This window comes from Cellulomonas triticagri, from assembly GCF_003696205.1.
Taxonomy (GTDB): Bacteria; Actinomycetota; Actinomycetes; order Actinomycetales; family Cellulomonadaceae; genus Cellulomonas; species Cellulomonas triticagri.
Genome location: NZ_RFFI01000026.1, coordinates 16,792 through 38,160, shown reverse-complemented (window position 1 = coordinate 38,160; position 21,369 = coordinate 16,792). Strand labels below are relative to the sequence as shown.

Below are 21,369 nucleotides of genomic sequence, written 5' to 3'. Positions count from 1 at the left end.
GTGGCCGCCCCAACGTCACCGGCACCGCCCGCGCCCGCCTCGCCGCGCGGGGCGTCGTCGGGCCCCGCGCGGACGACCCGGTGCTCGCCGCCGGGCTGCTCGGCGGGGACCTGGCGCTCGCGGCCGCGTTCGACCTCGTGGTCTCCGCGCCCGTCGACGCCGAGACCCGGCTCCGGGTCGTCGCGGGGCTGGCCCGGGCGGTGGACACCACCGTGGCGGGCGAGCTGCTCGACGTCACCGGCGCCCTGCACGGGCCGACGTCCGTGGACGCGCTGCGCGTCGCCGAGCTCAAGACCTCGGTGTACTCCTGCTGCACCCCGCTCGCGGCGGGCGCGCTGCTCGCCGGGGCGGACGACGGCGTGCTCGGCGTGCTCGACCGGTTCGGCACCGCGTTCGGGGTGGCGTTCCAGCTGCTGGATGACGAGCTCGGCGTCTTCGGGGACCCGGCCGTCACCGGCAAGTCCGTGCTGTCCGACCTGCGGGAGGGCAAGCGCACCGAGCTGCTGCGCCTGGCCTACCTCCGCGCCGACGCCGCCGGGCGGGACGTGCTGGACGCGTCCGTCGGCCGGCACGACCTCACCGCCGACGACGCCGCGCGCGTGCGGGCCGTCATCGCGGGGTCCGGGGCGCTCGCGGAGGCCCGCCTGGTCCGCGCCGACGCGGTCCGCACCGCGCGCGACACCGCGACCGGCGGGCTGCCCGCCCCGCTGGCCCGCTACCTGACCCGGATGGTCGACGCCGTCGCGGGGGACCCGGCGTGACCGCGCTGCGTCCCGCGCCCCGCACCCGCGGGAGCGCGGACCGCCCCGACGCGACCAGCACCCCCGCGGCGGACGCCGGGGTGCGCGCCGCCTCGGCCGTGCTCTACGACCGCACCGCCGCCCGGGCGTCCGGGACGGTGCTCGCGGGCTACTCGACGTCGTTCGGGCTCGGCACCCGGCTGCTCGGCCCGCGCGCCCGCCGGGACATCGAGGCCGTGTACGCGCTGGTCCGGATCGCCGACGAGGTCGTGGACACCCGCGGCGGCGACGACGCGGGCGACCTGCTGGACGAGCTCGAGGCGCAGACCGCCCGGGCGCTGGCCTCCGGGTACTCGACCAACCTCGTCGTGCACGCCTTCGCGCGCACCGCCCGGCGCACCGGCATCGGCGCCGCCGAGGTCGACCCGTTCTTCGCCTCGATGCGCGCCGACCTCACGGTGCGGGTGCACGACCGGGAGTCCTACGAGCGGTACGTGTACGGCTCGGCGGAGGTCGTCGGGCTGATGTGCCTGCAGGTGTTCCTCAACGCCGACCGCCGACCCGGTGAGCCGGTGCGCCGACCCGACGCCGCCACGGTGGCCGGCGCCCGCGCGCTGGGGGCGGCGTTCCAGAAGATCAACTTCCTGCGCGACCTCGGCGCCGACTCCGGCGAGCTCGGCCGGTGCTACTTCCCGGGCGTGGGCCCGCAGGGACCGACCGACGCGCAGCTCGCGGACATCCTCGCCGAGATCGGCGACGACCTGGCCCGGGCGCGCGCGGCGCTGCCCGACCTGCCGCGCCGCGCCCGGACCGCCGTCAGCGCCACGCTGGCGCTCTACGACCGGCTGCTCGCCGACCTCGCCGCGACCCCGCCCGAGCAGGTGCTCGCGCGCCGGGTGCGGGTCAGCACCCCGCGCAAGGTCGCGGTGCTCGCGGGGGTGCTCGGGACGCAGGCGGCGGGTGCGGTGCGCGACCGGGTCGCGGGACGCACGAGCAGCACGAGGACGCAGACGACGGACGACGGAGGCAGGGCGTGACGAACCGGGTGGTCGTGGTCGGCGGCGGGATCGGCGGCCTCGCGACCGCGGCGCTGCTCGCGCGGGGTGGCGCGGACGTCACGCTGCTGGAGCGGCACGAGCGCGTCGGCGGGCGCGCGGGCACGCTCGACCTGGACGGCTTCCGGTTCGACACCGGGCCGTCGTTCTACTTCATGCCCGAGGTCTTCGCGCACTACTTCGCCCTGTTCGGCGAGCGCATCGAGGACCACGTCGACCTGGTGCGGCTGCCCACGGCCTACCGCCTGTTCCCCGAGCCGGAGGCCGGGGCTGGCCCGTCCCGCCCGTTCGACGTGACGGACGACCCGGAGCGCAACCACGCGACGTTCGACGCCCTGGAGCCGGGCGCGGGCGAGGCCGTGCGGAAGTACACCGAGCAGTCGACCGAGGCGTACCGGACCGCGCTGGACCACTTCCTCTACACGACGTTCGAGCGGATGGACCGAGCGGTGGACCTGGACGTCGCCCGGCGCGGCGGGACGCTCGCCACGCTGCTGACGCAGAGCCTGGCCCAGAAGATCGAGAAGGTCACCGAGCACCCCGTGCTGCGGCAGGCGCTCGGCTACCACGCGGTGTTCCTCGGGTCGTCGCCGTACCGGGTGCCCGCGCTGTACTCGCTGATGAGCCACCTCGACCTCGTGGACGGCGTGTACTACCCGCGCGGCGGCATGTACACGGTCATCGAGGCCATCGAGCGGCTGGCCGTGGCGCAGGGGGTGCGGATCCGCACGGGGGCGGACGTCGCCGAGGTGCTGGTGGACGACGCCCCGCGCTCCATCCGGCACCCGCGCCGCACCGGCCACGCCCGCGGCGTGCGCCTGGCGTCCGGGGAGGTCGTTCCCGCCGACGTCGTCGTGTCCGGCGCCGACCTGTTCCACACCGAGACGGCGCTGCTCGCCCCCGAGCACCGCACCCACCCCGAGCCGTGGTGGCAGGACAAGGGGCCCGGCATCTCGGCGCTGCTGATCATGGCGGGCGTGCGGGGCAGCCTGCCGGAGCTCGCGCACCACTCGCTGTTCTTCACGCGCGACTGGCCGGGCAACTTCGACGCCATCCTCGGGCCCGGCCGCGCCACCCCGGCCGAGGACCTGCGGGTGCCCGACGTCGCGTCGCTGTACGTCTCGCGCACCACCGCGACCGATGACGACGCCGCGCCGGACGGGCACGAGAACCTGTTCGTCCTCGTCCCGTTCCCCGCCGACCCGTCGATCGGTGCGGGCGACGCGGGGCAGGCCGAGCTCGACTCGTACGCCGACCGGTACCTCGACCAGGTCGCGCGGTGGGCGGGCATCCCCGACCTGCGCGAGCGCGTCGTGACCCGGCGGGTCGTCGGCCCCGCCGACTTCGCCCGCGACTTCTCGTCCTGGCGCGGGTCCGCGCTCGGCATGGAGCACACGCTCGCGCAGAGCGCGATGTTCCGGCCCGCCGACCGCTCGCCCCGGGTGCCGAACCTGCTGCACGTCGGCGGGAACACCGTCCCCGGAGTGGGCCTGCCCATGTGCCTCATCGGCGCGGAGCTCGTCGCCAAGCGGCTGCTCGGCGAGACCTCCCCGCACCCGCTGCCGACCCCGCTGCGCCGCGGCTACCTCGACGCGGCCCGCAGCCGCGGGGCGTGGACCGAGCACACCGGCACCGCCCGCCCCGGGACGGTCCGCCTCGACCCGCGCACCGGCGTGGTCGACGTCGACGGCACCCGCGCGTGATCGCCCTGGCCGGGTTCGGCTACCTCGCCGCGCTCGCGGTCGCCCTCGGCGGCCTCGCGGTCATCGACCGCCGGTGGCGGCTCGCGTTCTGGGCGCACCCCCGCCGGGCCGCCGCGTGCGTCGGCGTCGGCGTCCTCGGGTTCCTGCTGTGGGACGTCGCCGGTCTGCTGCTCGGGATCTTCGCGCGCGGCGAGAGCCCGCACATGACCGGGCTGCTGCTCGCGCCGGACCTGCCCGTCGAGGAGGCCGTCTTCCTCACTCTGCTGTCCTACAACGCGCTGCTGGCGTGGCGCGGGCTGGTGCGCGTCGCCGAGCACCGGGCCGGGCGCACCGCCGCGGGGGAGGGGGCCCGGTGACCAACATCGTCATGAACGTGATCGTCCTCGCGGTGCTGCTCGCCGTGTCGTGGCGGGTGCTGCGCGGGATGCGCCCCGGGCCGCTGGTCGGCGGGGCGCTCGTGATGTGCGTGCTGACCATGGTGTTCGACACCCTGATGATCGCCGCCGACCTGTACGTCTACGCCGAGGACAAGATCCTCGGCGTCTACCTGTGGGGGGCTCCGCTGGAGGACTTCGCCTACGCCCTCGCCGCGTCGCTCGCGATGCCGGTGCTGTGGACCGTGCTCGAGCGACGGTCCGCCGCGCGCGCGACCGGCCCGACCGCCGACCCGACCGAGGGGACGGACGCCGCGTGAGGCAGGTGCTCGCCGCGTCCCGGCCGTTCTCCTGGATCAACACCGCCTACCCGTTCGCCGCCGGGTACCTGCTGGCCACCGGCGGCCGGGTGGACCTGACGTTCGTGCTCGGGACGCTGTTCTTCCTGATCCCGTACAACCTGCTGATGTACGGCGTGAACGACGTCTTCGACTACGCGTCCGACCTGCGCAACCCCCGCAAGGGCGGCATCGAGGGCGGGCTCGTCGCCCCCGAGCAGGCCCGGGCCGTGCACCGCCGCATCCTGTGGGCGAGCGCGCTGTCCGTGCTGCCGTTCCTCGTGTACCTGCTGGCCGTGGGGTCGCTCGCGGCGGGGCTGGTGCTCGCGCTGGTGGTGTTCCTCGTCGTCGCGTACTCGGCGCCGGTGCTGCGGTTCAAGGAGCGCCCGGTGCTGGACTCGGCGACGTCGGCGATGCACTTCGTCGGGCCGCTGCTGTACGCCCTCGTGCTGGTCGGCGCGGACCTCGGGGCGCGCACCACCTGGCCGGTGCTGGTCGCGTTCGTGCTGTGGGGCATGGCGTCGCACGCGTTCGGGGCCGTGCAGGACGTGCGGGCCGACCGCGAGGGCGGCATCGGGTCCGTCGCCACGGTGCTGGGCGCGCACGCCACCGTCGTCGCCGCGACCGTCGGCTACGTGCTCGCGGCGGGCGTGCTGCTGGTGCTGCCGTGGCCCGGGGTGCTCGCCGCGGTGCTGCCGCTGGCCTACGCGGTCAGCACGGCGCGGTTCTGGTCCGTGCGGGACGCGGACTGCGAGCGGGCCAACGCCGGGTGGCGGACGTTCCTGTGGCTCAACCTCGTCGTCGGGTTCCTCGTGACGATGCTGCTGATCGCGGTCGCGCTGACCTGAGGCGCCCCGGGCCGCGCGTTCAGAGCAGCGGCGCGTCCCGCTCCGGCAGGTCGGCGTCCGCGTCGAACGCGGGCGCGTGCACCAGGGTCACGGTCGCCCAGCCGCGCAGCAGCAGGCCCGCGTCGGTGTCCGGCTCCTGCGACCCGCCGTGCTCCGCGTAGGTCAGCATGAGGTTGCCGTGCTCCACCTCGTGCACCCGCGCCTGCACCGCGCCGAACGCGGCGAGCGGCGCCTTGCGCAGCCCGCGGACCTCGGCGGCGGGGCGGTCGGGGACGTTGAGGTTCACCACCCGGTCGGGCAGGTGGGGGCGGTCCGCCAGCCAGTCCAGCACGTGCCGGGTGTACAGCCCGGCGGTGTCCCAGTGCTGCGGGCGGGCGTCCGCGAGGGACACCGCGACACCCCGGATGCCGTGCGTCGCGGCGGACAGCGCCGCCCCGACGGTGCCGGAGTGCAGGACCGCGTGCCCGGTGTTCGCCCCGCGGTTCACGCCGGACAGCACCAGGTCCGGCTTCGGGCCGAACCCGCCGTGCGCCGCGACGAACGCGATCAGCGCCGGGGCCGCGCGCACCGCGTACGACGTCACCCCGTCCGGCAGGTCGGGGGCGTCCGTGCGCTCGACCAGCAGCCGCCCGTCCTGCTCGGCGCCCAGCAGCGACGCGCTCGCGCCGCTGGAGTCCCGCGCCGGTGCGGCGACCACCACCTCGTCGGCCCCGGCGTCCAGCGCGGCGCGGGCCAGCACCGCGAGGCCGGGGGACTCGATCCCGTCGTCGTTCGTGACCAGGACCCGCATCCTCGCTCCTCTCGTCGGCGTGCGCTCTCCACCCTGCCGTCCGGGCGGCGGACGCGCGCGCTCAGCCGACCTCGCGGACCGTGATCTGCTCCGCGAACCGCTCGATCTGCTCCCGGTGCCCCGTGCCGAGACCGCGCCGGGTGACGTTCAGCGCGCCCGCGGCGGCGCCCAGCCTGGCGGCCTCGGTGAGCCGCAGCCCGCGCCCGACACCCACGGCCATGCCCGCCGTCATCGAGTCCCCGGCGCCGCGCGGGTCCACCGTCGTCACCGACGGGGCGACGACCTCCGACACCCCGGACGCCGTGACCAGCAGCGCGGGCTCCGCCGCACGGGACACCATCATCGCGCCGACCTGCCCGGGGGCGTCCGTGTCGACCTCCAGCGGCTCGTCGGGGAACTCGTCGCCGTGCCCCTCGGGCAGCCCGGGCTCCGGGCGCAGCAGCCGCCGCGCACCCTCGCGCAGCGACTCCACCGACTCGTCCTCGGCCATCCCGGCCTCGATCAGCTCCTCGTGCGACATCTTCAGCACGTCCACCCCGGCCTTCGCGGCCTCCGCGGCGGCCTTGCCGGACAGGTCCGCGACCGTCTTCACCCCGGCGGCGCGCAGGTCCCCGACGAGGCGCCCGAAGAACTCCGCGGGCAGCAGCGGCGACGGGTACGCGCCGGTGATCACGCACACGTCAGCGTCCAGGGCCTCCACCAGCACCGTGCCGTACAGGTCGTCGAGCTCGTGCCGGTCCAGGCGGGCCGGGGGCATGAACGCCAGCTCCGTGCGCTCCCCGCCGCGCCGGTCGTGCAGGTAGGCGCCGTTGCCGCCCGCGTACCCGATGCGGCGGACCTGCAGGTGCTCCTCCTCGGCGAGGTGCCCCAGCACCGTGCCCGTCTCCCCGCCGAACGGCCCGCAGACCACCACGTGCGCGCCCAGCGAGTACGCCATGCGCGCCACCCACAGGCCCTGCCCGCCGGGGTGGACGTGCACCTCGGGGGAGTCGTCGTCCGACCCGTTCTCCAGGGTCACGGTCAGCAGGGGCGTGGGCGCGAGCACGCACACGCGGGGGTTGCGGCTGGTGGGCACGGGCGTCCTCCGGGGTGTCGGGTGCGCTCATGCTGACCTGCGCCGGGGCGGTGCGCCACCCGCGTGAGCGCCGCCGTGGGTAGCGTGCTCGAGAAGGGGGTGGTCGAGGTGGCGTTCGGACCGGTGGCGCGCGGTGCCTGGGAGCGACACCAGCCCGAGCCCGTCACGCCGACCTCGCTCGCCGATCTGCGTGGTCCGGTGGCCGGGCGGATGACTCTCCCGATCCACCTGGAGTGGTCCGGCCGCCGAGACTACGACCTCGGCGACCCGGAGGACCTGGTCTGGATGTACAGCCGGGTCATCCGCGAGGCAGGCGACGTCGAGGACCTGATCACGTTCCTGGACGGTCCCACGCTGGTGCGCCTCTGGCCCGAGCTGCGCCCACCGGCTCGGCACGTCGCGGCGTGGGAGCAGGTCTTCCCGAGCCTGCGGTCCTCCTCCTGATCGAGCGGACCGGCCGCTCGGCCCGTGCACCCGGATACGCTCGACCCGCGCGGCCGACCTGACGGTAAGGCCTCGACACGGGTCGGGTTCCGTTCCGGCGGGAGCCGAGAAGGTCAGGAAGTAGACCCCGGTCCTGGCGCCGCGCTCCTGCATGTGCAGGTCGTGCGCAGGGTCGCCCCCGGCGCCGCCCTGCGGTGGAGGCCGCGAGGCGGCCGTGTTCGGATGGTCGCCGTGATGCCAGCAGCAGCAGGAGAAGAGGCCGTCGACACCGCCCGGGACTGGATCGTCCCGGTGCTGTCCGTCGTCGGCGGGGTCCTCATCGCGTTCGTGGTCGCCCTGGCGGTCGGGTTCGTCGTCCGTTCGGCGGCCCGCAAGTCGTTCGTGGCCGCCGACCTCGCCCGGCGGGCGAAGCAACCGCTGCGGGCGGTGCTCATCGTCATCGCCGTGTGGGTGGCCCTGCGCATCTCGGTGCCGGGGGCGCTGTGGGAGACGTCCGGGTGGATGGGGGCGTTGCAGCACGTGCTGCTGATCGCCCTGATCGCCGCCGCGACCTGGCTGGTGGGGACGCTCGCGTTCGTCGTCGAGGACGCCGCCCTGTCCCGGTACCGGGTGGACGTGAAGGACAACCGGCACGCCCGCCGGGTGCGCACCCAGGTGCAGCTGCTGCGCCGGATCACCGTCGCCGTGCTGGTGATCGTGGCCGTCGCCGCCGTGCTGCTGACGTTCCCCGGGGTGAGCGCGTTCGGCGCGAGCCTCCTGGCCTCGGCCGGTGTGCTGTCCATCGTCGCCGGTCTCGCCGCGCAGAGCTCGCTCGCGAACGTCTTCGCCGGGCTGCAGCTCGCCTTCACCGACGCGATCCGGGTGGACGACGTCGTCATCGCCGACGACGAGTGGGGGCGGATCGAGGAGATCACCCTGACGTACGTCGTCGTGCACGTCTGGGACGACCGCCGCCTCATCCTCCCGTCCACGTACTTCACGCAGACCCCTTTCGAGAACTGGACCCGCCGCGCCGCCGACCTGCTCGGCACCGTCGAGCTCGACGTCGACTGGCAGGTCCCTGTGGACGACCTGCGCGGCGAGCTCAACCGGCTGCTGGAGGCCACCGACCTGTGGGACCACCGCGTCGGCATCCTCCAGGTCACCGACGCCGTGCACGGCTGGGTGCGGCTGCGAGCGCTCGCCAGCGCCGTCGACGCCCCCACCCTGTTCGACCTGCGGTGCTACCTGCGCGAGGGCCTGGTCGCGTACCTGCAGCGCGAGGCGCCGCAGGGTCTGCCGCGCACCCGCATCGAGACCACCCGGGGCACCCCGCTGCCCGTCGTGGAGCCCCGCGAGGCCGCTCGTCCCGCTACCGGCGCGCACGCCGCCGTCCCCGCACCCGAGTCGGGGCAGCAGGACGCGCGGCTGTTCACCGGCAGCGTCGAGGCCATGGAGCGCTCGCGGTCGTTCGCCGGGCCAGGTGAGGACGTCATCGCCGAGCGCGAGGAGCACGCCGCGGGCGGCCGCCCGACGACCGCCGAGCAGCGCGCGGTGGACGGCGAGGTCGCGGGCGGGCCCGGCGAGCCGGGTGCGGCCGGGGCGGGGGAGGACGACGTCCTTCACGTCGAGGGTGACCCGGCGGCCGACGCGGAGCCGGTCGACCCGCCGGTCCGGGCCACCGGTCCGCTGCGGACGTCCGGCGGGCCGGCCCCGGCACGTCCCGAGGGCGACGCGGAGGGTCCCGTCGAGGAGGAGGCCCAGACCGGTGCGACCCCGTCGGGCACGGGCACCGGCGCGGGGTCCACGACCGGCGCGGCGTCCGCGCCGATCACGGTGCCCGGCCGCGAGCCCGGCACCGAGCAGGAGCCCGCCGGGCTGCTGTCCACCGACACCCAGCGGCTCGCGGACCTGGGTGCCGGACCGACCCCGACGGCAGCGGACACCGGCACGGTCGACGCGACGCAGGTCCAGCCCGCCGTGCCCGCGGAGCCGGCGTCCGAGCCGGCGACGGAGGCGACGCAGGTGCAGCCCGCCGTCGGTGCCGAGGACGAGCCCCCGGCCCCGCCGACCCGCCGCTCGGTCCGCAGCGCCCCGATCACGCCCCGGGGCGACGGCCGCCGCTGAGCCACTCCCGGCACGCGAGGGGCGTCCGTGCAGGTCAACGACCTGTCCGGGCGCCCCTCGCGCGTGTGCAGCAGGCCCGCGGGCGCGTAGCGTCCCCGAGGTGCGGCGGCTTGTCGACTGCGCTCCGCCCAGCGGACGCGGTCGATCTCGCCCAGCGGACTGCCGGTTGCATCGACCTGGATCCTCGCGAACGGTGGAGGAGTCCGATGGTCGCAGCGCCCCCCGTGCTCGACCGCCACCGGCAACGAGAGGAGCACCCGTGCTCACCTTGACCGAGAACGCCAGCACCGCCGTCCGCGACCTCACCTCCCGCGCGGGTCTGCCCGACTCCGGCGGTCTGCGCATCGCCGAGTCCGAGCAGCAGCTCGGTTCGTTCGAGCTCGCGCTCGTCCCCGAGGCCGTCCCGGGCGACGAGGTCATCGACTCCTCGGGCGCCACGGTCTTCGTGTCGCAGCAGACCTCGACGCTGCTGTCCGACCTGACGCTGGACGCCGACCCGTCGGCGACCGGGAGCCCGGGCTTCACGCTCGCGCCCCAGCAGGGCTGATCGTCGGGGGCGCCCCCACGTACAGCGAGGGCCCGCGCAGCCGCCTCGAGCGGTTGTGCGGGCCCTCGTCGTGCCGGGCTCCTCACCGGTGTCGCACCGGTGGGGCGTGGTCCGGCACGGCCCGGTCGGCGGTCTCCCACCGCCGTCCGGGCCGGGTCTGTCAGGCGCGGGCGCCCTTGCGGCCGGTCAGCGCGCCGTAGATCACCAGGACGATCAGGGAGCCGCCGATCGCGAGCAGCCAGGACTGCAGCGACCAGAACCGGTTGATGTCGGCGTCGAAGATGACGCTGCCGAGCCAGCCGCCGAGCAGGGCGCCGACGACGCCGAGGATCAGGGTGGCGATCCAGCCGCCGCCCTGGCGTCCGGGGAGGATCGCCTTCGCGATCGCACCGGCGATCAGTCCCAGCAGCAGGAATGCGAAGAAGCCCATCGGAGCACCTCCAGGTCGGGGGGGTCGGACGGAAGGAACCGTCCCATGACTCCCCGCAGCGCGCATCCGGAAGCGGCGACGCGTCAGGCGGCGACGGCGAGCCCGGCGGCGCGACGGGGCGCCGGCAGCAGGTCGAACGGGTTGCCCTCGGGGTCGGTGAGGCTGACCCAGCGGGCGGTGCCGCCCACCGCGCCGACCCGGCGGGCGCCGAGCCGGACGAGCCGCTCGGACTCGCGCTCCAGGTCGTCGGTCACGAGGTCGAGGTGCAGGGCGTTGCGCACGCTGCCACCCGCCGCGACCTGCGTGAACACGAGGCGGGGGGCGGAGTCGTCGGGGAGGATCTCGGCGCGGGCGGCGCTGCCGCCGGGGGCGACGTCGCGGCCGAGCGCGGCGGCCCAGAAGGCGGCGACCGCGTGGGCGTCGTAGGCGTCGAAGGTGAGTCCGTGGAAGGTGCTGGCCATGGGGTGCCTCCTGGTGGGTGGCGGTGGGGACGCCAGGACGGCGCCGGGAGTACTGGGCGGGCGGCGGGCGTACGGGGCACCGTGGGACGGTGCTGCGCGCGGGCGGCGCGGGCGGAGTACCCTGGAACGGAGGAGCCTCCGTTTCGCTCCACGACTCTAACCGGAGGCACCTCCGGATCGCAAGAGGGAGATCGACGTGACGACCCCCGTCAAGCCGCTGCGCGCCGACGCCGCGCGCAACCGGGCGCGGCTGCTCGAGGTCGCCGCGACGCTGCTGGCGCAGGACGCCGAGACGCCGCTGGAGACCATCGCGCAGCAGGCGGGCGTCGGCATCGGCACGCTGTACCGGCACTTCCCGGAGCGCGGCGCGCTGCTCGCCGCCGCCTACCGGCAGGAGGTCGCGGCGCTGTGCGACGCCGCCCCCGCGCTGCTCGACGGCGAGCGCCCGGCGGTCGAGGCGCTGCGCGAGTGGATGGGCCGGTTCGTCCGGTACGCCGCGACGAAGCGCGGCATGGGCCCCGCGCTGCGGGCCGTCGCGGGCTCGGACTCGTCGCTGTTCGCGGAGACCCGCGCCCGCATCGTCGAGGCGATCGACGTGCTGCTCGCCGCCGGCCGCGCGGACGGCTCCGTCCGGCCCGACGTCGACGGCGAGCAGGTGCTGCTCGCGATGGGCGGCGTGTGGAACGTCCCGGACTCGGACGCGTGGGCCGACCGGGTCCGCGGCCTGCTGGACCTCGTGGTCGACGGCCTGCGCTACGGCGCGGGCACCCCGGCCTGAGGTCGGCGGTCCGCGGGGCGCCCGGCGTCGCGCGCCCCGCGGACCGGGCGGCTCAGGACGACATCGCGGCGAACACCACCGCGCCGAGCACGAAGCCGAGCACCGTCGCGGCCACCGCCACGACGAGGGCGACCTTGCCCAGCCGCTCCTTGCGCACCACGGCGATGATGCCGGTGATGATCGCGGCGATCCCGAACACGATCGGGAGGAACAGCACGGCCACGGCCGACAGGACGAACGTGATGATCGACAGGACGGGCGTCGTCGCGGCCGGGGTGGCCGCGGGGTTTCCGGGTGCGGTCGGGCTCTGTCCGTACGGGCTGGTCATGGTCGTGTCCCCTGTCTGTCCCGCCCCGCGTGGGGCGATCCGGTCGCCGCCGGTCTCGACGGCGATTCGCAAACTAGGACAAAAGGGATGCAAGCGCTTCCCGGGCCGCACGGTTCACCCGGACGAGCGACTCCCAGGCCGCTCGAGTCCCTGCGCGTCCGCGCTCCCGCCTGCGCACCCGCCCGCGCACCCCACGCGCCCCGCCCAGTGCGGAGAACCTGGTCCCGGATGTCCGAGATGCGGCGCAGGTTCTCCGCACTGGGCGGGGTGAGGGTGGGTGGGAGCGTACGGGTGCGCGGGGTCCGGGGGTCGAGGCCCCGGGGCCTGGGGCCCGGGGGGGGTCGGGAGGGCGCTCGGGTCAGGCGCTCGCGCGCCAGGCGATGGGGGTGTCCAGCAGGATCGCGGCGGGCTCGGTCTGGTCGCCCGCGATCTGCGCGAGGACGCTGCGGGCGGCGGCGCGCCCCAGCCCGGCGGCGGGCTGCACGACTGTGGACAGCTGCGGCGTGCACCGCCGGGCCCACGCCGAGTCGTCGAAGCCGACCAGTCCGACGTCCTCCGGCACCCGGCGCCCCGCGCGACGCAGCGCGTCCAGGGCCCCGGCGGCGAGCGCGTCGGAGGCGGCGAACACCCCGTCCAGGTCCGGTGCCCGCTCCAGCAGCGCCGACATCGCGGCGGCGCCCTCGGAGTAGGAGTACAGGTCGACCGGCGCGACGAGCGCGGGGTCGAACCGGTCGCCGAGCGCCCGGGTGAAACCGGCGAGGCGGTCGGCGCCCGAGTCGCGGTCCAGCGCGGCGGCGATCATCCCGACCCGTCGGCGCCCGGTGGCGAGCAGCCGGGCGGTGATCTCCTGCGCCGAGGCGAGGTTGTCGATGCCGACCCAGGACTGCCCCTGCAGGTCGGGCGGGTGGCCGACGAACGCGACCGGCAGCTGCGACGTCCGCATGACGGCGGTGATGGGGTCGTGCGCCCGCGCGGACACCACGACGGCACCGTCCACGAACCCGCCGCGCAGGTAGCGCGCGACGCGCTCGGAGTCCCGGTCCGAGCCGATGACCAGGCACACCATCTGGTAGTCGTCCTCGGACAGTGCCTCGTTGGCGCCGAGCAGGATCTCCCCGATGTTGGGGTCCTCGAGGAAGAGCGAGTGCGGCTCGTGCACCACGAACCCGACGGCGTTGGTGCGCTGCCGGACCAGGTTGCGGGCGGTGGTGCTGGGCACGTAGCCGACCTTGCGGATGGCCGCCTCGATGGCCTCGCGGGCCTCGGCGGACACGTAGCCCTCGCCGGTCAGCAGGCGGCTGATCGTGCCGCGCGAGACCCCGGCCTCGCGGGCGACGTCGTGCACCGTCGCGCGCTTGCGCCGGGGCGGGGTGGAGGTCACGGCCTCACTGTAGACGCGGGGGAGGGGTTGACAGCAGGACTCTCCGCGCTAGTGTGTGCACGTTCACACATCGCGGTCGGGCGTCGTGGTCGATCGGTTGTGTGCACGTGCACACAAAGGAGCGCGCACGCATGACGACGACCGTCGCCCCCGTCACCGCCCCGGCCCCCGCCGGCGGCATGCGGGCGTACACGCACCCCGGCATCGCGTTCGGCTGCGACTGGAACCCCGAGCAGTGGGACCCCGCCGTGTGGCGCGAGGACGTGCGCCTCATGCGCGACGCCGGCGTCGACCTCGTGGCCGTGAACGTCTTCGGCTGGTCGCAGGTCGAGCCGCGCCCGGGGGAGTACGACTTCACCGCGCTGGACGAGGTCATGGACCTGCTCGCCGCGCACGGCATCCGCGCGAACCTCGGCACGGGCACCTCCTCCACGCCGCCGTGGCTGACCACCGCGCACCCCGAGGTGCTGCCGGTCGCCGCCGACGGCACCACCCGGTGGCCGGGCGGGCGCCAGGCGTTCTGCCCGTCCTCGCCGGTGTACCGCGAGCGGTCGCTCGCCCTCGTGGACGCCGTCGCCACTCGGTACGGCGACCACCCGGCGCTCGCGCTGTGGCACGTGTCCAACGAGCTCGGCTGCCACAACGCGCTCTGCTACTGCGACGCCAGCGCCGCCGCGTTCCGGACCTGGCTGCGCGAGCGCTACGCGGACGTCGCGGCGCTCAACGCCGCGTGGGGCACCACGTTCTGGAGCCAGCGGTACGGCTCGTTCGACGAGGTGCTGCCGCCGCGCCTCACCCTGTCCACCCGGAACCCGGGGCAGGTGCTCGACTTCCACCGGTTCAGCTCCGACGCGCTGCTCGACCAGCTCCGGGCCGAGACCGCCGTGATCCGCGCGCGCTCCGCGGCCCCCGTGACGACGAACTTCATGGTCACCGACCACATCCGGAACCTCGACTACCTGTCCTGGGCGCCGTACGTGGACGTCGTCGCGAACGACCACTACCTCGACCACCGGCTCGCCGACCCCACCACCGAGCTCGCCTTCTCCGCCGACCTCACCCGCGGCATCGCCGGAGGCGCCCCCTGGCTGCTCATGGAGCACTCCACCGGCGCCGTGAACTGGCAGCCCGTGAACGTCCCCAAGGGCCCGGGCGAGATGCTGCGCAACTCGCTGACCCACGTGGCCCGGGGCGCCGACGCCGTGTGCTTCTTCCAGTGGCGGGCGTCGACGCAGGGGTCGGAGAAGTTCCACTCCGCGCTGGTGCCGCACGCGGGGACCGCGACCCGGCAGTGGCGCGAGGCCGTCGAGCTCGGCACCGTCCTCGACCGGCTGGACGAGGTCGCCGGGTCCCGGGTGCAGGCCGACGTCGCCGTGCTGTTCGGCTGGGAGTCCTGGTGGACCCTCGACGGGGAGAACGTCCCGTCCACCGCCGTGCGCTACCGCGACCAGGTCGTGCGCACCTACGCCGCGCTGCGGGCGCAGGGCGTCACGGTCGACGTCGTCGGTGCGGACGCCCCGCTCGACGGGTACCGGGCCGTGGTCGTGCCCGCCCTGCACGTGGTGCGGGACGCCGACGCCGCCGCTGTCGCCCGGTTCGCGGAGGCCGGCGGGACCGTGCTGGTGACGTTCGCCTCCGGCGTCGTCGACGAGCACGACGCCGTCCGCCTCGGCGGGTACCCCGGGGCGTTCCGCGACCTGCTCGGCGTCACGGTCGAGGAGTTCGCCCCGGTGCTGCCCGACCAGGTGCTCACCCTCGACACCGGCGAGCGCGCCGGGCTGTGGTCCGAGCGGTTCGCCGCCGACCCCGCCGACGCGGGCACCGCCGTGCTGTCCCGGTTCGCCGACGGCCCCGCCGCGGGCGAGCCCGCGATCACCCGGCGCGCCGTCGGGTCCGGCAGCGCCTGGTACGTCGCGACCGCGCTCGACGCCCCCGACCTGGCCGACCTGATGGGGCGGGTGCTCGCCGACGCGGGCGTCGCCACCGCCCCCGACCTCGCCGCCGCCGGCGTGGAGCGCGTCGTGCGCGCCGCCGCCGACGGCCGGCGCTGGACCTTCCTCGTCAACCACGCCGCCGCCGACGTGACGCTGCCCGCCCGGGGCCACGAGCTCGTGACGGACACCGCCGTCGCCCACGAGCTCGTCGTGCCCGCCCGCGCGGTCCGCGTCCTGCGAGAGGAGCCCGTCCGATGACCACCGCCACGACCGCCCGCCCGGCGGCACCGCCAGCGCCGGGACGGCCCCAGCGGCACCGCTCCCGCCGGTACGGCCGCGCGATCACGTTCTTCGTCGCGCCGTTCGGCGTGCTGTTCCTCGCCTTCTACCTCGTGCCCATCGGGTACGCGGTCTGGCAGTCGATGCTGACCGTCGAGCGGGACGGCACCTTCGGGGCCGCGCGCACCGTCTTCGGCGGGTTCACCCAGTACCAGCAGGTGTTCCAGCACACCGAGTTCTGGGAGTCCATCGGGCGGGTGCTGCTGTTCGGCGTCGTCCAGGTCCCCGTGATGCTCGGGCTCGCGCTGGTGTTCGCGCTGCTGCTGGACTCCCCGCTGGTCAAGGGCAAGAAGTTCTTCCGGCTCGCGTACTTCGTGCCCTACGCCGTGCCCGGCGTCATCGCCGCGATCATGTGGGGCTTCCTGTACTCCCCGCAGCTGTCGCCGTTCACCGCGCTCACCGCGAACGTGCCCGTCCTCGGCGCCGACCTGGTGCTGTGGGCCATCGCCAACGTGGTGACCTGGGTCTACGTCGGCTACAACATGCTGATCATCTACTCGGCGCTGCTCGCCATCCCCAGCGAGGTGTACGAGGCCGCCGTCCTGGACGGCGCGTCGCAGACCCGCATCGCCCGGTCCATCAAGATCCCGATGGTCATGCCGGCGATCTCGCTGACCGCGATCTTCTCGATCATCGGCACGCTGCAGCTGCTCGCCGAGCCGCAGGTGTTCCGGTCGTTCAGCTCGGCCGTGACCAGCACCTTCACCCCGAACATGACGGTGTTCACCACCTCCGCGGTGCCGAACACCAGCCTCGCGGCCGCGTTCTCCGTGGTGCTCGCGCTGGCGACGTTCGTCCTGTCCTTCGGGTTCCTCAAGTTCTCGCAGCGCCGGGAGGCACGATGACCACCGCGACCCGCAGCCCGCTGGCCGCCGTCGGCTCCGCCCTCGTCCGGGACGGCTCCGGCCCCACCGCCCCCGGGCGGTCCGTGAAGACGCCCGTCATGCCGCGCGTCGCCGCGATGCTCGTCATGGCCGTGTTCACCGTGTACTTCCTGCTGCCGATCTGGTGGCTGCTCGTGGCGGCCACCAAGACCCGCGGCGACGTCCTGTCCACCAGCCCGCTGTGGTTCGCGGACCTCAACATCGTCGAGAACGTCCGCGACGTCCTCACCTACCGCAACGGGCTGTTCGGGCAGTGGATGGCGAACTCCGCCCTCTACGCCGGGGTCGGCGCCCTCGTCGCCACCCTGCTCGCCGCGATGTGCGGGTACGCGCTGGCCAAGTACCGGTTCCGCGGCCGGGAGGCGATCTTCAACATCGTCCTCGGCGGCGTCCTCGTCCCCGCCACGGCGCTCGCGCTGCCGCTGTTCCTGCTGTTCTCCCGCGTGAACCTCACCGACACGTACTGGGCGGTGCTGCTGCCCAGCGTCGTCAGCCCGTTCGGCGTCTACCTCGCCCGGATCTACGCCGCCGCGAGCGTCCCCGACGAGCTCATCGAGGCCGCCCGCCTCGACGGCGCGGGGGAGGTGCGGACCTTCTTCGGGATCAGCTCCCGGCTGATGACGCCCGCGCTGGTCACGGTGTTCCTGTTCCAGTTCGTCGCCATCTGGAACAACTTCTTCCTGCCGCTGATCATGCTGCGCGACGAGCGGAAGTTCCCGGTCACCTTCGGGCTCTACCAGTGGAACACCCAGCTCAACCAGATCCCCGAGCTCAACACCTACGTGCTCGTGGGCGCCCTGCTGTCGATCATCCCGCTCATCGTGGCGTTCCTCGCCCTGCAGCGGTTCTGGCGGGGCGGCCTCGGCGCCGGCTCCGTCAAGTAGCACCGTCCCACCCGCGCCCGTCCCCCTGGCGGTCGCGGTCCCACCCCGAGATCCCTCGACGACGAAGGAGCCCTCTCATGCAGCACCGCACCCGACGCGGCGCCACCGCCCTGCTGTCCACCACCGTCCTGGTCGCGCTCGCGGCCTGCTCGTCCGGCGGGTCCGGCTCCGGCTCGGGCGACGGCGGCGCCGACGCGGCGGCCTGCGAGCCGTCGGAGGGCAGCGTCGAGCTGTCCTTCACCTCCTGGATCCCCGGGATCGAGACCGCCGTCGACGCCTGGAACGCCGAGAACCCCGACATCCAGGTGACCGTGCAGACCGGCCCCAACGGCAACGGCGGCACCTATCAGAACTTCTTCAACCAGCTGAAGGCCGGCAACGCGCCCGACCTCGGGCAGATCGAGTACGACGCCCTGCCGAACTTCCGCGTCCAGGACGGCCTCGCCGACCTGTCCGCCTGCGCCGACGTCGTCGCCGCGCAGGACCAGTTCGTCGACTGGACCTGGGGCCAGGTCACCCTCGGCGACGAGTCGTCCGTCTGGGCGCTCCCGCAGGACTCCGGTCCGATGGCGATGTTCTACCGGGCCGACCTGTTCGAGGCCAACGGCATCCCGATCCCGACCACCTGGGACGAGTACGCGGCCGCCGCCGAGCAGGTCCGCGCCGCCGGGGGCTACATCACCAACTTCTCCACCGCCGACGTCAACCAGCTCGCCGGGTTCGTCTGGCAGGCCGACGGGCAGTGGTTCAGCAACGACGCCGACGGCTGGGACGTCACCCTGACCTCCGACGAGTCCGAGAAGGTCGCGGACTACTGGCAGGGCCTGCTGGACGACGACCTCGTCTCCACCGTCCCCGCCTGGACCACCGAGTGGGACAACGCCTACAACACCGGCCAGGCGTGGACCTGGGTCTCCGCGGTCTGGGGCGCCAACTCCATCGCGTCCGGCGCGCCCGACACCGCGGGCAAGTGGGCCGTCGCGCCCATGCCGCAGTGGGAGGCCGGGGACACCGCCGCGGGCAACTGGGGCGGCTCCTCGACGGCCGTGTTCAAGGGCAGCGACCACCTGTACGAGGCCACCAAGTTCGCGCTCTGGCTGAACACGTCCGAGGAGGCGCTGACCATCCTCAACGAGGAGGCCAACATCTACCCGGCCACCAAGGACGGGCTCAGCCTGCCCGTGCTGCAGGAGGGCGTCGAGTTCTACGGCGGCCAGGCGATCTACGACGTGTTCGCCGAGGCGTCCGGGCAGGTCAGCCCCGACTTCGTGTGGGGCCCGACCATGACGCAGGTCTACAACGACGTCTCCGACGGCCTCAAGCTCGCCGCGACCGGGCAGGGCACCGTCCCGGACGCCCTGGCCGCCGCGCAGACGAAGACGGTCGACGCGCTGAAGGCCCAGTCCATCCCCGTCCAGGAGTGACGGCCCCCGGACGGGCACCGGCGGCATCGCGCCCCGCGCCCGCCTGACACCGCTCGACGCAGCACCGCAGCACCGCCGAGGTCGCCCGACCTCGGCGGTGCTGCGTCACGGGAGCGCCCAGGCCAGCAGGGTCGCCACGTCCGGGGCGACGAGGACGTGCTGGTCGGCGTCCCAGCCGAGGTCGCCCCCGTGCGACCACACCACGGCGGCGCCGTCCGCGTCGGCGGTGGCGCGCAGGTCCAGGGCGTAGAACCCGCCGCCGCCGTCCAGGGCGATCGGCCAGGCGCCCGGCATCGCCTCGGCGAAGTCGTGCTCCTCGGCGATCCCGGATGCCGCGGGGCCGAGCAGGCCGAGCTCCGGCAGCGGGGTGCCCCCGGGGGAGTTCGGCAGCCGGTCCGGGTCCAGGGCGACGTGCTCGACGCCCGCGCGGAGCAGCCGCAGGAGGGCGTCCGGGGTGGTGGGGTCCTGGTCCGGCTCGGAGGTCACGACGGCGACGCTACCGGCGGGCCTCGACCACCGGCACCGGTTCGTTGCGCCGATCGGTGGAACGTCACGCCGACCGCCCACTCGCCCGGGGGCGCCTCACTACGCTCGGCCCGCGGCCCCCTCCCCGGGACGCGGAGAGGACCCAGCACCCGGTGACCGAGCAGCCCTCGACCGACCTCGTCCGGCGCCCGCACGCGCTCGCGACGCGACCCGGGACCTCCGGCGACACGTCCACGCTGGTGTTCGACGCCCGGCCCCTCGTGTGGGGCGACGTCCCTGCCGCGCTCCGCCGGGCGGCGCGCCACGAGGCCCCGGTGGTCGCCGACCGCGCCGTCGCCGACCCGGTGGTCTACCGGGACGACGAGCACGGCCTGGTCGAGGTCATGCGGGCGTGGCGGGCGCACCGGGACCGCCTGTACGTGGCGCTCGCGCTGCGTCCGGTCCGGTCCGAGGGCGAGCAGGTCCGGCCCACCGGGCCGTGGCAGCCGGTCGGCCTGCGCCGCTACGACGCCGCGGGGGAGGTACGCCGCCGGGTCGGGCAGGTCCCGGCGGGGCTGCCGCCAGCGGCACCCCGGGGGCCGGCCGGAGTGTCGGCGGGGGCGGCGCGACCCGTGCGCCCGTCGGTGGACCCCGAGCACGCGAGCGCGGCCGACGCCTGGACCTACCTGCCCCAGCCGGTGCGCACCAGCGCCGAGCGGGCGGTGCCCGTCCCCGACGACTGGATCGGCGACCTGCAGCAGCGGCAGGTCCGCGGGCTGCCGCGCTCGCAGGAGGTCGTCGTGCTGCGCCGTGACGGCGACCGTGCGCTCGTCGTGCGCGCCAGCCGGGAGGTCGTGCCCGCCCGCGGGGTGACCGAGGAGGAGCAGTCCGCGGCACTGGCCCGGGCGGACTGGACGGTGGAGCAGGTCGTGCTCCCCACGGCCCGTCCCCGCCTGCTGGAGGCGACGCGCGAGGTGCCGACGTGGATCTGACGCACTACGAGGTGCTCGGCGTCGCCGCCGACGCCGACCGCGAGACCATCCGGGTCGCGTACCGCCGCCGCGCCCGCGAGACCCACCCCGACGCGGGCGGGGACGAAGCCGAGTTCGCGGCCGTGGCGCTGGCCTGGTGGACGCTCTCGTCCGCCGAGCGCCGGGCCGCCTACGACGCCGGCACCGACGCCGAGGACGACTGGGGTGAGGACCTCGGGTGGGAGGACCCGAAGCCGGCGCGCGCCGCGCGGCCCGCACCCCCGCGACCGGGGCAGCCCGTGCCCGTCCGCGGCCTGCCGGGCCCCGACGTGGGTGGACCCGTCGACCCCCTGACGTCCGAGCCCCGCGCGCTGCCACCGGTGCCCCCGCCCGCCGGCCTCGCGTCACCGTGGACGCGCGACCGCCGGACCGCCACCCTGATCGGCTGCGCGGCGGTGCTGCTGCCGATCGTCGCCGTGCTCACCTTCCCCGACCTCGCCGCGGGCGAGATCAGCAGCACCGCGTGGACCGGGGTGTTCGCGTACTCCGGGGTGCTCGCCTGGGCGCTCTGGTGGCGGTCCCGGACGCACCAGGCGGACCGCGTCTCGCGGGTCGTCACCACCGTCGGGGTGTGGGGCGCCGTCGTGGTCTTCGCCCTCATGGGCACGGGGTACCTGTCGGACGGCGTGAGCCCGGTGCGGTCCGTCGTCGTCGGGGTCCCCCTGCTCGTCGGGATCCTGCTCGCCGTCGACTCGGGCCGCCGGGTGCGGCGCACCCGGCGGCGCGTCCAGCGCGAGCAGGACACGCGCCGCTACCGCGCGCTCGCCCGCCGGTGGAACCGCCTGCTGACCCTGCGCGCGCAGCACGGCGCCGCGCACGTCGAGGCGGGGCAGCGCGACGGCCACCCCGTCTGGCACCTCGTCGCGGACGGCTCGGGGCAGGTGCTCGACTGGGCGCCGCTGCGTGCCGTGCACGCGTGGTCGCGGCTCGTGCGCGAGGCGGGGGTCGACGTCGCGCCGGTCCCCGAGCCCGCCGTCGGACCCGACGACGCGCGCGTGGGCTGAGCCGCG

General features: G+C 75.2%; 23 protein-coding genes. 16 read left to right on the top strand and 7 right to left on the bottom strand.

Translation table 11 applies throughout. The features are described 5' to 3' along the window. The 6 genes from EBM89_RS06690 to EBM89_RS06665 form a co-directional block, all read left to right on the top strand. Nucleotides 1-761, top strand: a 761-nt coding sequence (locus EBM89_RS06690) for a polyprenyl synthetase family protein (protein WP_122148675.1), incomplete at its 5' end; no start/stop codon positions are given. Then, nucleotides 758-1,777: a phytoene/squalene synthase family protein gene (locus EBM89_RS22020; RefSeq protein ID WP_233571591.1), complete on the top strand. Its 1,020-nt coding sequence runs from the start codon at nucleotides 758-760 to the stop codon at nucleotides 1,775-1,777. The genes EBM89_RS06690 and EBM89_RS22020, both read left to right, overlap by 4 nt. Then, entirely contained in the window at nucleotides 1,774-3,498 is a 1,725-nt protein-coding gene (crtI, locus tag EBM89_RS06680; RefSeq protein ID WP_122148674.1) for a phytoene desaturase family protein, read from the top strand. Before EBM89_RS22020 ends, crtI begins: the two co-directional genes overlap by 4 nt. Beyond that, a complete protein-coding gene (locus EBM89_RS06675) occupies nucleotides 3,495-3,854 on the top strand; it encodes a lycopene cyclase domain-containing protein (protein WP_369408627.1) in 360 nt (119 codons plus the stop codon). Before crtI ends, EBM89_RS06675 begins: the two co-directional genes overlap by 4 nt. Then, nucleotides 3,851-4,192 (top strand): lycopene cyclase domain-containing protein, encoded by a 342-nt coding sequence (locus EBM89_RS06670; protein WP_122148673.1) that lies wholly within the window; start codon nucleotides 3,851-3,853, stop codon nucleotides 4,190-4,192. Before EBM89_RS06675 ends, EBM89_RS06670 begins: the two co-directional genes overlap by 4 nt. Continuing rightward, the gene (locus EBM89_RS06665) at nucleotides 4,189-5,058 is read left to right on the top strand and encodes a prenyltransferase (RefSeq protein ID WP_122148672.1); all 870 of its coding nucleotides are present in this window, start codon (nucleotides 4,189-4,191) and stop codon (nucleotides 5,056-5,058) included. Before EBM89_RS06670 ends, EBM89_RS06665 begins: the two co-directional genes overlap by 4 nt. A gap of 19 nt (nucleotides 5,059-5,077) precedes the next feature. Here EBM89_RS06665 and surE read toward each other — a convergent pair whose 3' ends face one another. Together surE and EBM89_RS06655 are read right to left on the bottom strand one after the other, a co-directional pair. After that, nucleotides 5,078-5,848, bottom strand: a complete 771-nt coding sequence (surE, locus tag EBM89_RS06660; RefSeq protein WP_122148671.1) for a 5'/3'-nucleotidase SurE — start codon at nucleotides 5,846-5,848, stop codon at nucleotides 5,078-5,080. 61 nt (nucleotides 5,849-5,909) lie between these two features. Continuing rightward, nucleotides 5,910-6,923 (bottom strand): PfkB family carbohydrate kinase, encoded by a 1,014-nt coding sequence (locus EBM89_RS06655; RefSeq protein WP_122148670.1) that lies wholly within the window; start codon nucleotides 6,921-6,923, stop codon nucleotides 5,910-5,912. A gap of 84 nt (nucleotides 6,924-7,007) precedes the next feature. On the opposite strand from EBM89_RS06655, the gene EBM89_RS06650 reads away from it, so the two are divergent. From EBM89_RS06650 to EBM89_RS06640, 3 genes are all read left to right on the top strand, one after another. After that, nucleotides 7,008-7,367: a hypothetical protein gene (locus EBM89_RS06650; protein WP_199732007.1), complete on the top strand. Its 360-nt coding sequence runs from the start codon at nucleotides 7,008-7,010 to the stop codon at nucleotides 7,365-7,367. A 234-nt stretch (nucleotides 7,368-7,601) separates the two neighbouring features. After that, nucleotides 7,602-9,473 (top strand): mechanosensitive ion channel domain-containing protein, encoded by a 1,872-nt coding sequence (locus EBM89_RS06645; protein WP_233571590.1) that lies wholly within the window; start codon nucleotides 7,602-7,604, stop codon nucleotides 9,471-9,473. A 259-nt stretch (nucleotides 9,474-9,732) separates the two neighbouring features. Next, nucleotides 9,733-10,020 (top strand): iron-sulfur cluster biosynthesis family protein, encoded by a 288-nt coding sequence (locus tag EBM89_RS06640; protein WP_122148669.1) that lies wholly within the window; start codon nucleotides 9,733-9,735, stop codon nucleotides 10,018-10,020. Nucleotides 10,021-10,180: 160 nt separating this feature from the next. Here the strand turns inward: EBM89_RS06640 and EBM89_RS06635 are convergent, their stop codons facing one another. Both EBM89_RS06635 and EBM89_RS06630 read right to left on the bottom strand, forming a co-directional pair. Further along, nucleotides 10,181-10,450, bottom strand: a complete 270-nt coding sequence (locus EBM89_RS06635) for a GlsB/YeaQ/YmgE family stress response membrane protein (RefSeq protein WP_122148668.1) — start codon at nucleotides 10,448-10,450, stop codon at nucleotides 10,181-10,183. Nucleotides 10,451-10,533: 83 nt separating this feature from the next. Further along, nucleotides 10,534-10,911 (bottom strand): VOC family protein, encoded by a 378-nt coding sequence (locus tag EBM89_RS06630; RefSeq protein WP_122148667.1) that lies wholly within the window; start codon nucleotides 10,909-10,911, stop codon nucleotides 10,534-10,536. Nucleotides 10,912-11,107: 196 nt separating this feature from the next. Between EBM89_RS06630 and EBM89_RS06625 the strand changes: the two genes are divergently transcribed. Continuing rightward, nucleotides 11,108-11,689 (top strand): TetR/AcrR family transcriptional regulator, encoded by a 582-nt coding sequence (locus EBM89_RS06625; protein ID WP_199732005.1) that lies wholly within the window; start codon nucleotides 11,108-11,110, stop codon nucleotides 11,687-11,689. A gap of 52 nt (nucleotides 11,690-11,741) precedes the next feature. Here the strand turns inward: EBM89_RS06625 and EBM89_RS06620 are convergent, their stop codons facing one another. Together EBM89_RS06620 and EBM89_RS06615 are read right to left on the bottom strand one after the other, a co-directional pair. After that, on the bottom strand, nucleotides 11,742-12,017 hold the full coding sequence (locus tag EBM89_RS06620; protein WP_122148665.1) for a hypothetical protein: 276 nt from the start codon (nucleotides 12,015-12,017) through the stop codon (nucleotides 11,742-11,744). Between the two features lie 358 nt (nucleotides 12,018-12,375). Next, a complete protein-coding gene (locus EBM89_RS06615; RefSeq protein ID WP_122148664.1) occupies nucleotides 12,376-13,398 on the bottom strand; it encodes a LacI family DNA-binding transcriptional regulator in 1,023 nt (340 codons plus the stop codon). A 131-nt stretch (nucleotides 13,399-13,529) separates the two neighbouring features. On the opposite strand from EBM89_RS06615, the gene EBM89_RS06610 reads away from it, so the two are divergent. The 4 genes from EBM89_RS06610 (at nucleotide 13,530) to EBM89_RS06595 (ending at nucleotide 18,863) form a co-directional block, all read left to right on the top strand. After that, a complete protein-coding gene (locus EBM89_RS06610) occupies nucleotides 13,530-15,590 on the top strand; it encodes a beta-galactosidase (protein ID WP_439647172.1) in 2,061 nt (686 codons plus the stop codon). Further along, nucleotides 15,587-16,516: a carbohydrate ABC transporter permease gene (locus EBM89_RS06605; protein ID WP_122148663.1), complete on the top strand. Its 930-nt coding sequence runs from the start codon at nucleotides 15,587-15,589 to the stop codon at nucleotides 16,514-16,516. Before EBM89_RS06610 ends, EBM89_RS06605 begins: the two co-directional genes overlap by 4 nt. A gap of 98 nt (nucleotides 16,517-16,614) precedes the next feature. Next, complete coding sequence (locus EBM89_RS06600) at nucleotides 16,615-17,439, top strand: carbohydrate ABC transporter permease (RefSeq protein ID WP_122148678.1); 825 nt, start codon at nucleotides 16,615-16,617, stop codon at nucleotides 17,437-17,439. Nucleotides 17,440-17,516: 77 nt separating this feature from the next. Continuing rightward, entirely contained in the window at nucleotides 17,517-18,863 is a 1,347-nt protein-coding gene (locus EBM89_RS06595; RefSeq protein WP_122148662.1) for an ABC transporter substrate-binding protein, read from the top strand. 105 nt (nucleotides 18,864-18,968) lie between these two features. Here the strand turns inward: EBM89_RS06595 and EBM89_RS06590 are convergent, their stop codons facing one another. Further along, the gene (locus tag EBM89_RS06590) at nucleotides 18,969-19,349 is read right to left on the bottom strand and encodes an SMI1/KNR4 family protein (protein ID WP_122148661.1); all 381 of its coding nucleotides are present in this window, start codon (nucleotides 19,347-19,349) and stop codon (nucleotides 18,969-18,971) included. A 152-nt stretch (nucleotides 19,350-19,501) separates the two neighbouring features. Between EBM89_RS06590 and EBM89_RS06585 the strand changes: the two genes are divergently transcribed. Both EBM89_RS06585 and EBM89_RS06580 read left to right on the top strand, forming a co-directional pair. Next, nucleotides 19,502-20,320 carry a hypothetical protein gene (locus EBM89_RS06585; protein WP_122148660.1) on the top strand — a complete coding sequence of 273 codons (819 nt, stop codon included), beginning with the start codon at nucleotides 19,502-19,504 and terminating at the stop codon, nucleotides 20,318-20,320. Then, a complete protein-coding gene (locus EBM89_RS06580) occupies nucleotides 20,311-21,363 on the top strand; it encodes a J domain-containing protein (protein ID WP_122148659.1) in 1,053 nt (350 codons plus the stop codon). Before EBM89_RS06585 ends, EBM89_RS06580 begins: the two co-directional genes overlap by 10 nt. The last annotated feature ends 6 nt before the right edge of the window (nucleotides 21,364-21,369 follow it).

Excerpts from the sequence above, each read along its gene's own strand:
- EBM89_RS06600 (WP_122148678.1), top strand. The coding sequence starts at position 16,615 with ATGCCGCGCGTCGCCGCGATGCTCGTCATGGCCGTGTTCACCGTGTAC.
- EBM89_RS06645 (WP_233571590.1), top strand. The coding sequence starts at position 7,602 with ATGCCAGCAGCAGCAGGAGAAGAGGCCGTCGACACCGCCCGGGACTGG.
- EBM89_RS06610 (WP_439647172.1), top strand. The coding sequence starts at position 13,530 with ATGACGACGACCGTCGCCCCCGTCACCGCCCCGGCCCCCGCCGGCGGC.
- EBM89_RS06635 (WP_122148668.1), bottom strand. The coding sequence starts at position 10,450 with ATGGGCTTCTTCGCATTCCTGCTGCTGGGACTGATCGCCGGTGCGATC.
- EBM89_RS06630 (WP_122148667.1), bottom strand. The coding sequence starts at position 10,911 with ATGGCCAGCACCTTCCACGGACTCACCTTCGACGCCTACGACGCCCAC.
- EBM89_RS06595 (WP_122148662.1), top strand. The coding sequence starts at position 17,517 with ATGCAGCACCGCACCCGACGCGGCGCCACCGCCCTGCTGTCCACCACC.
- EBM89_RS06620 (WP_122148665.1), bottom strand. The coding sequence starts at position 12,017 with ATGACCAGCCCGTACGGACAGAGCCCGACCGCACCCGGAAACCCCGCG.
- surE (WP_122148671.1), bottom strand. The coding sequence starts at position 5,848 with ATGCGGGTCCTGGTCACGAACGACGACGGGATCGAGTCCCCCGGCCTC.
- EBM89_RS06605 (WP_122148663.1), top strand. The coding sequence starts at position 15,587 with ATGACCACCGCCACGACCGCCCGCCCGGCGGCACCGCCAGCGCCGGGA.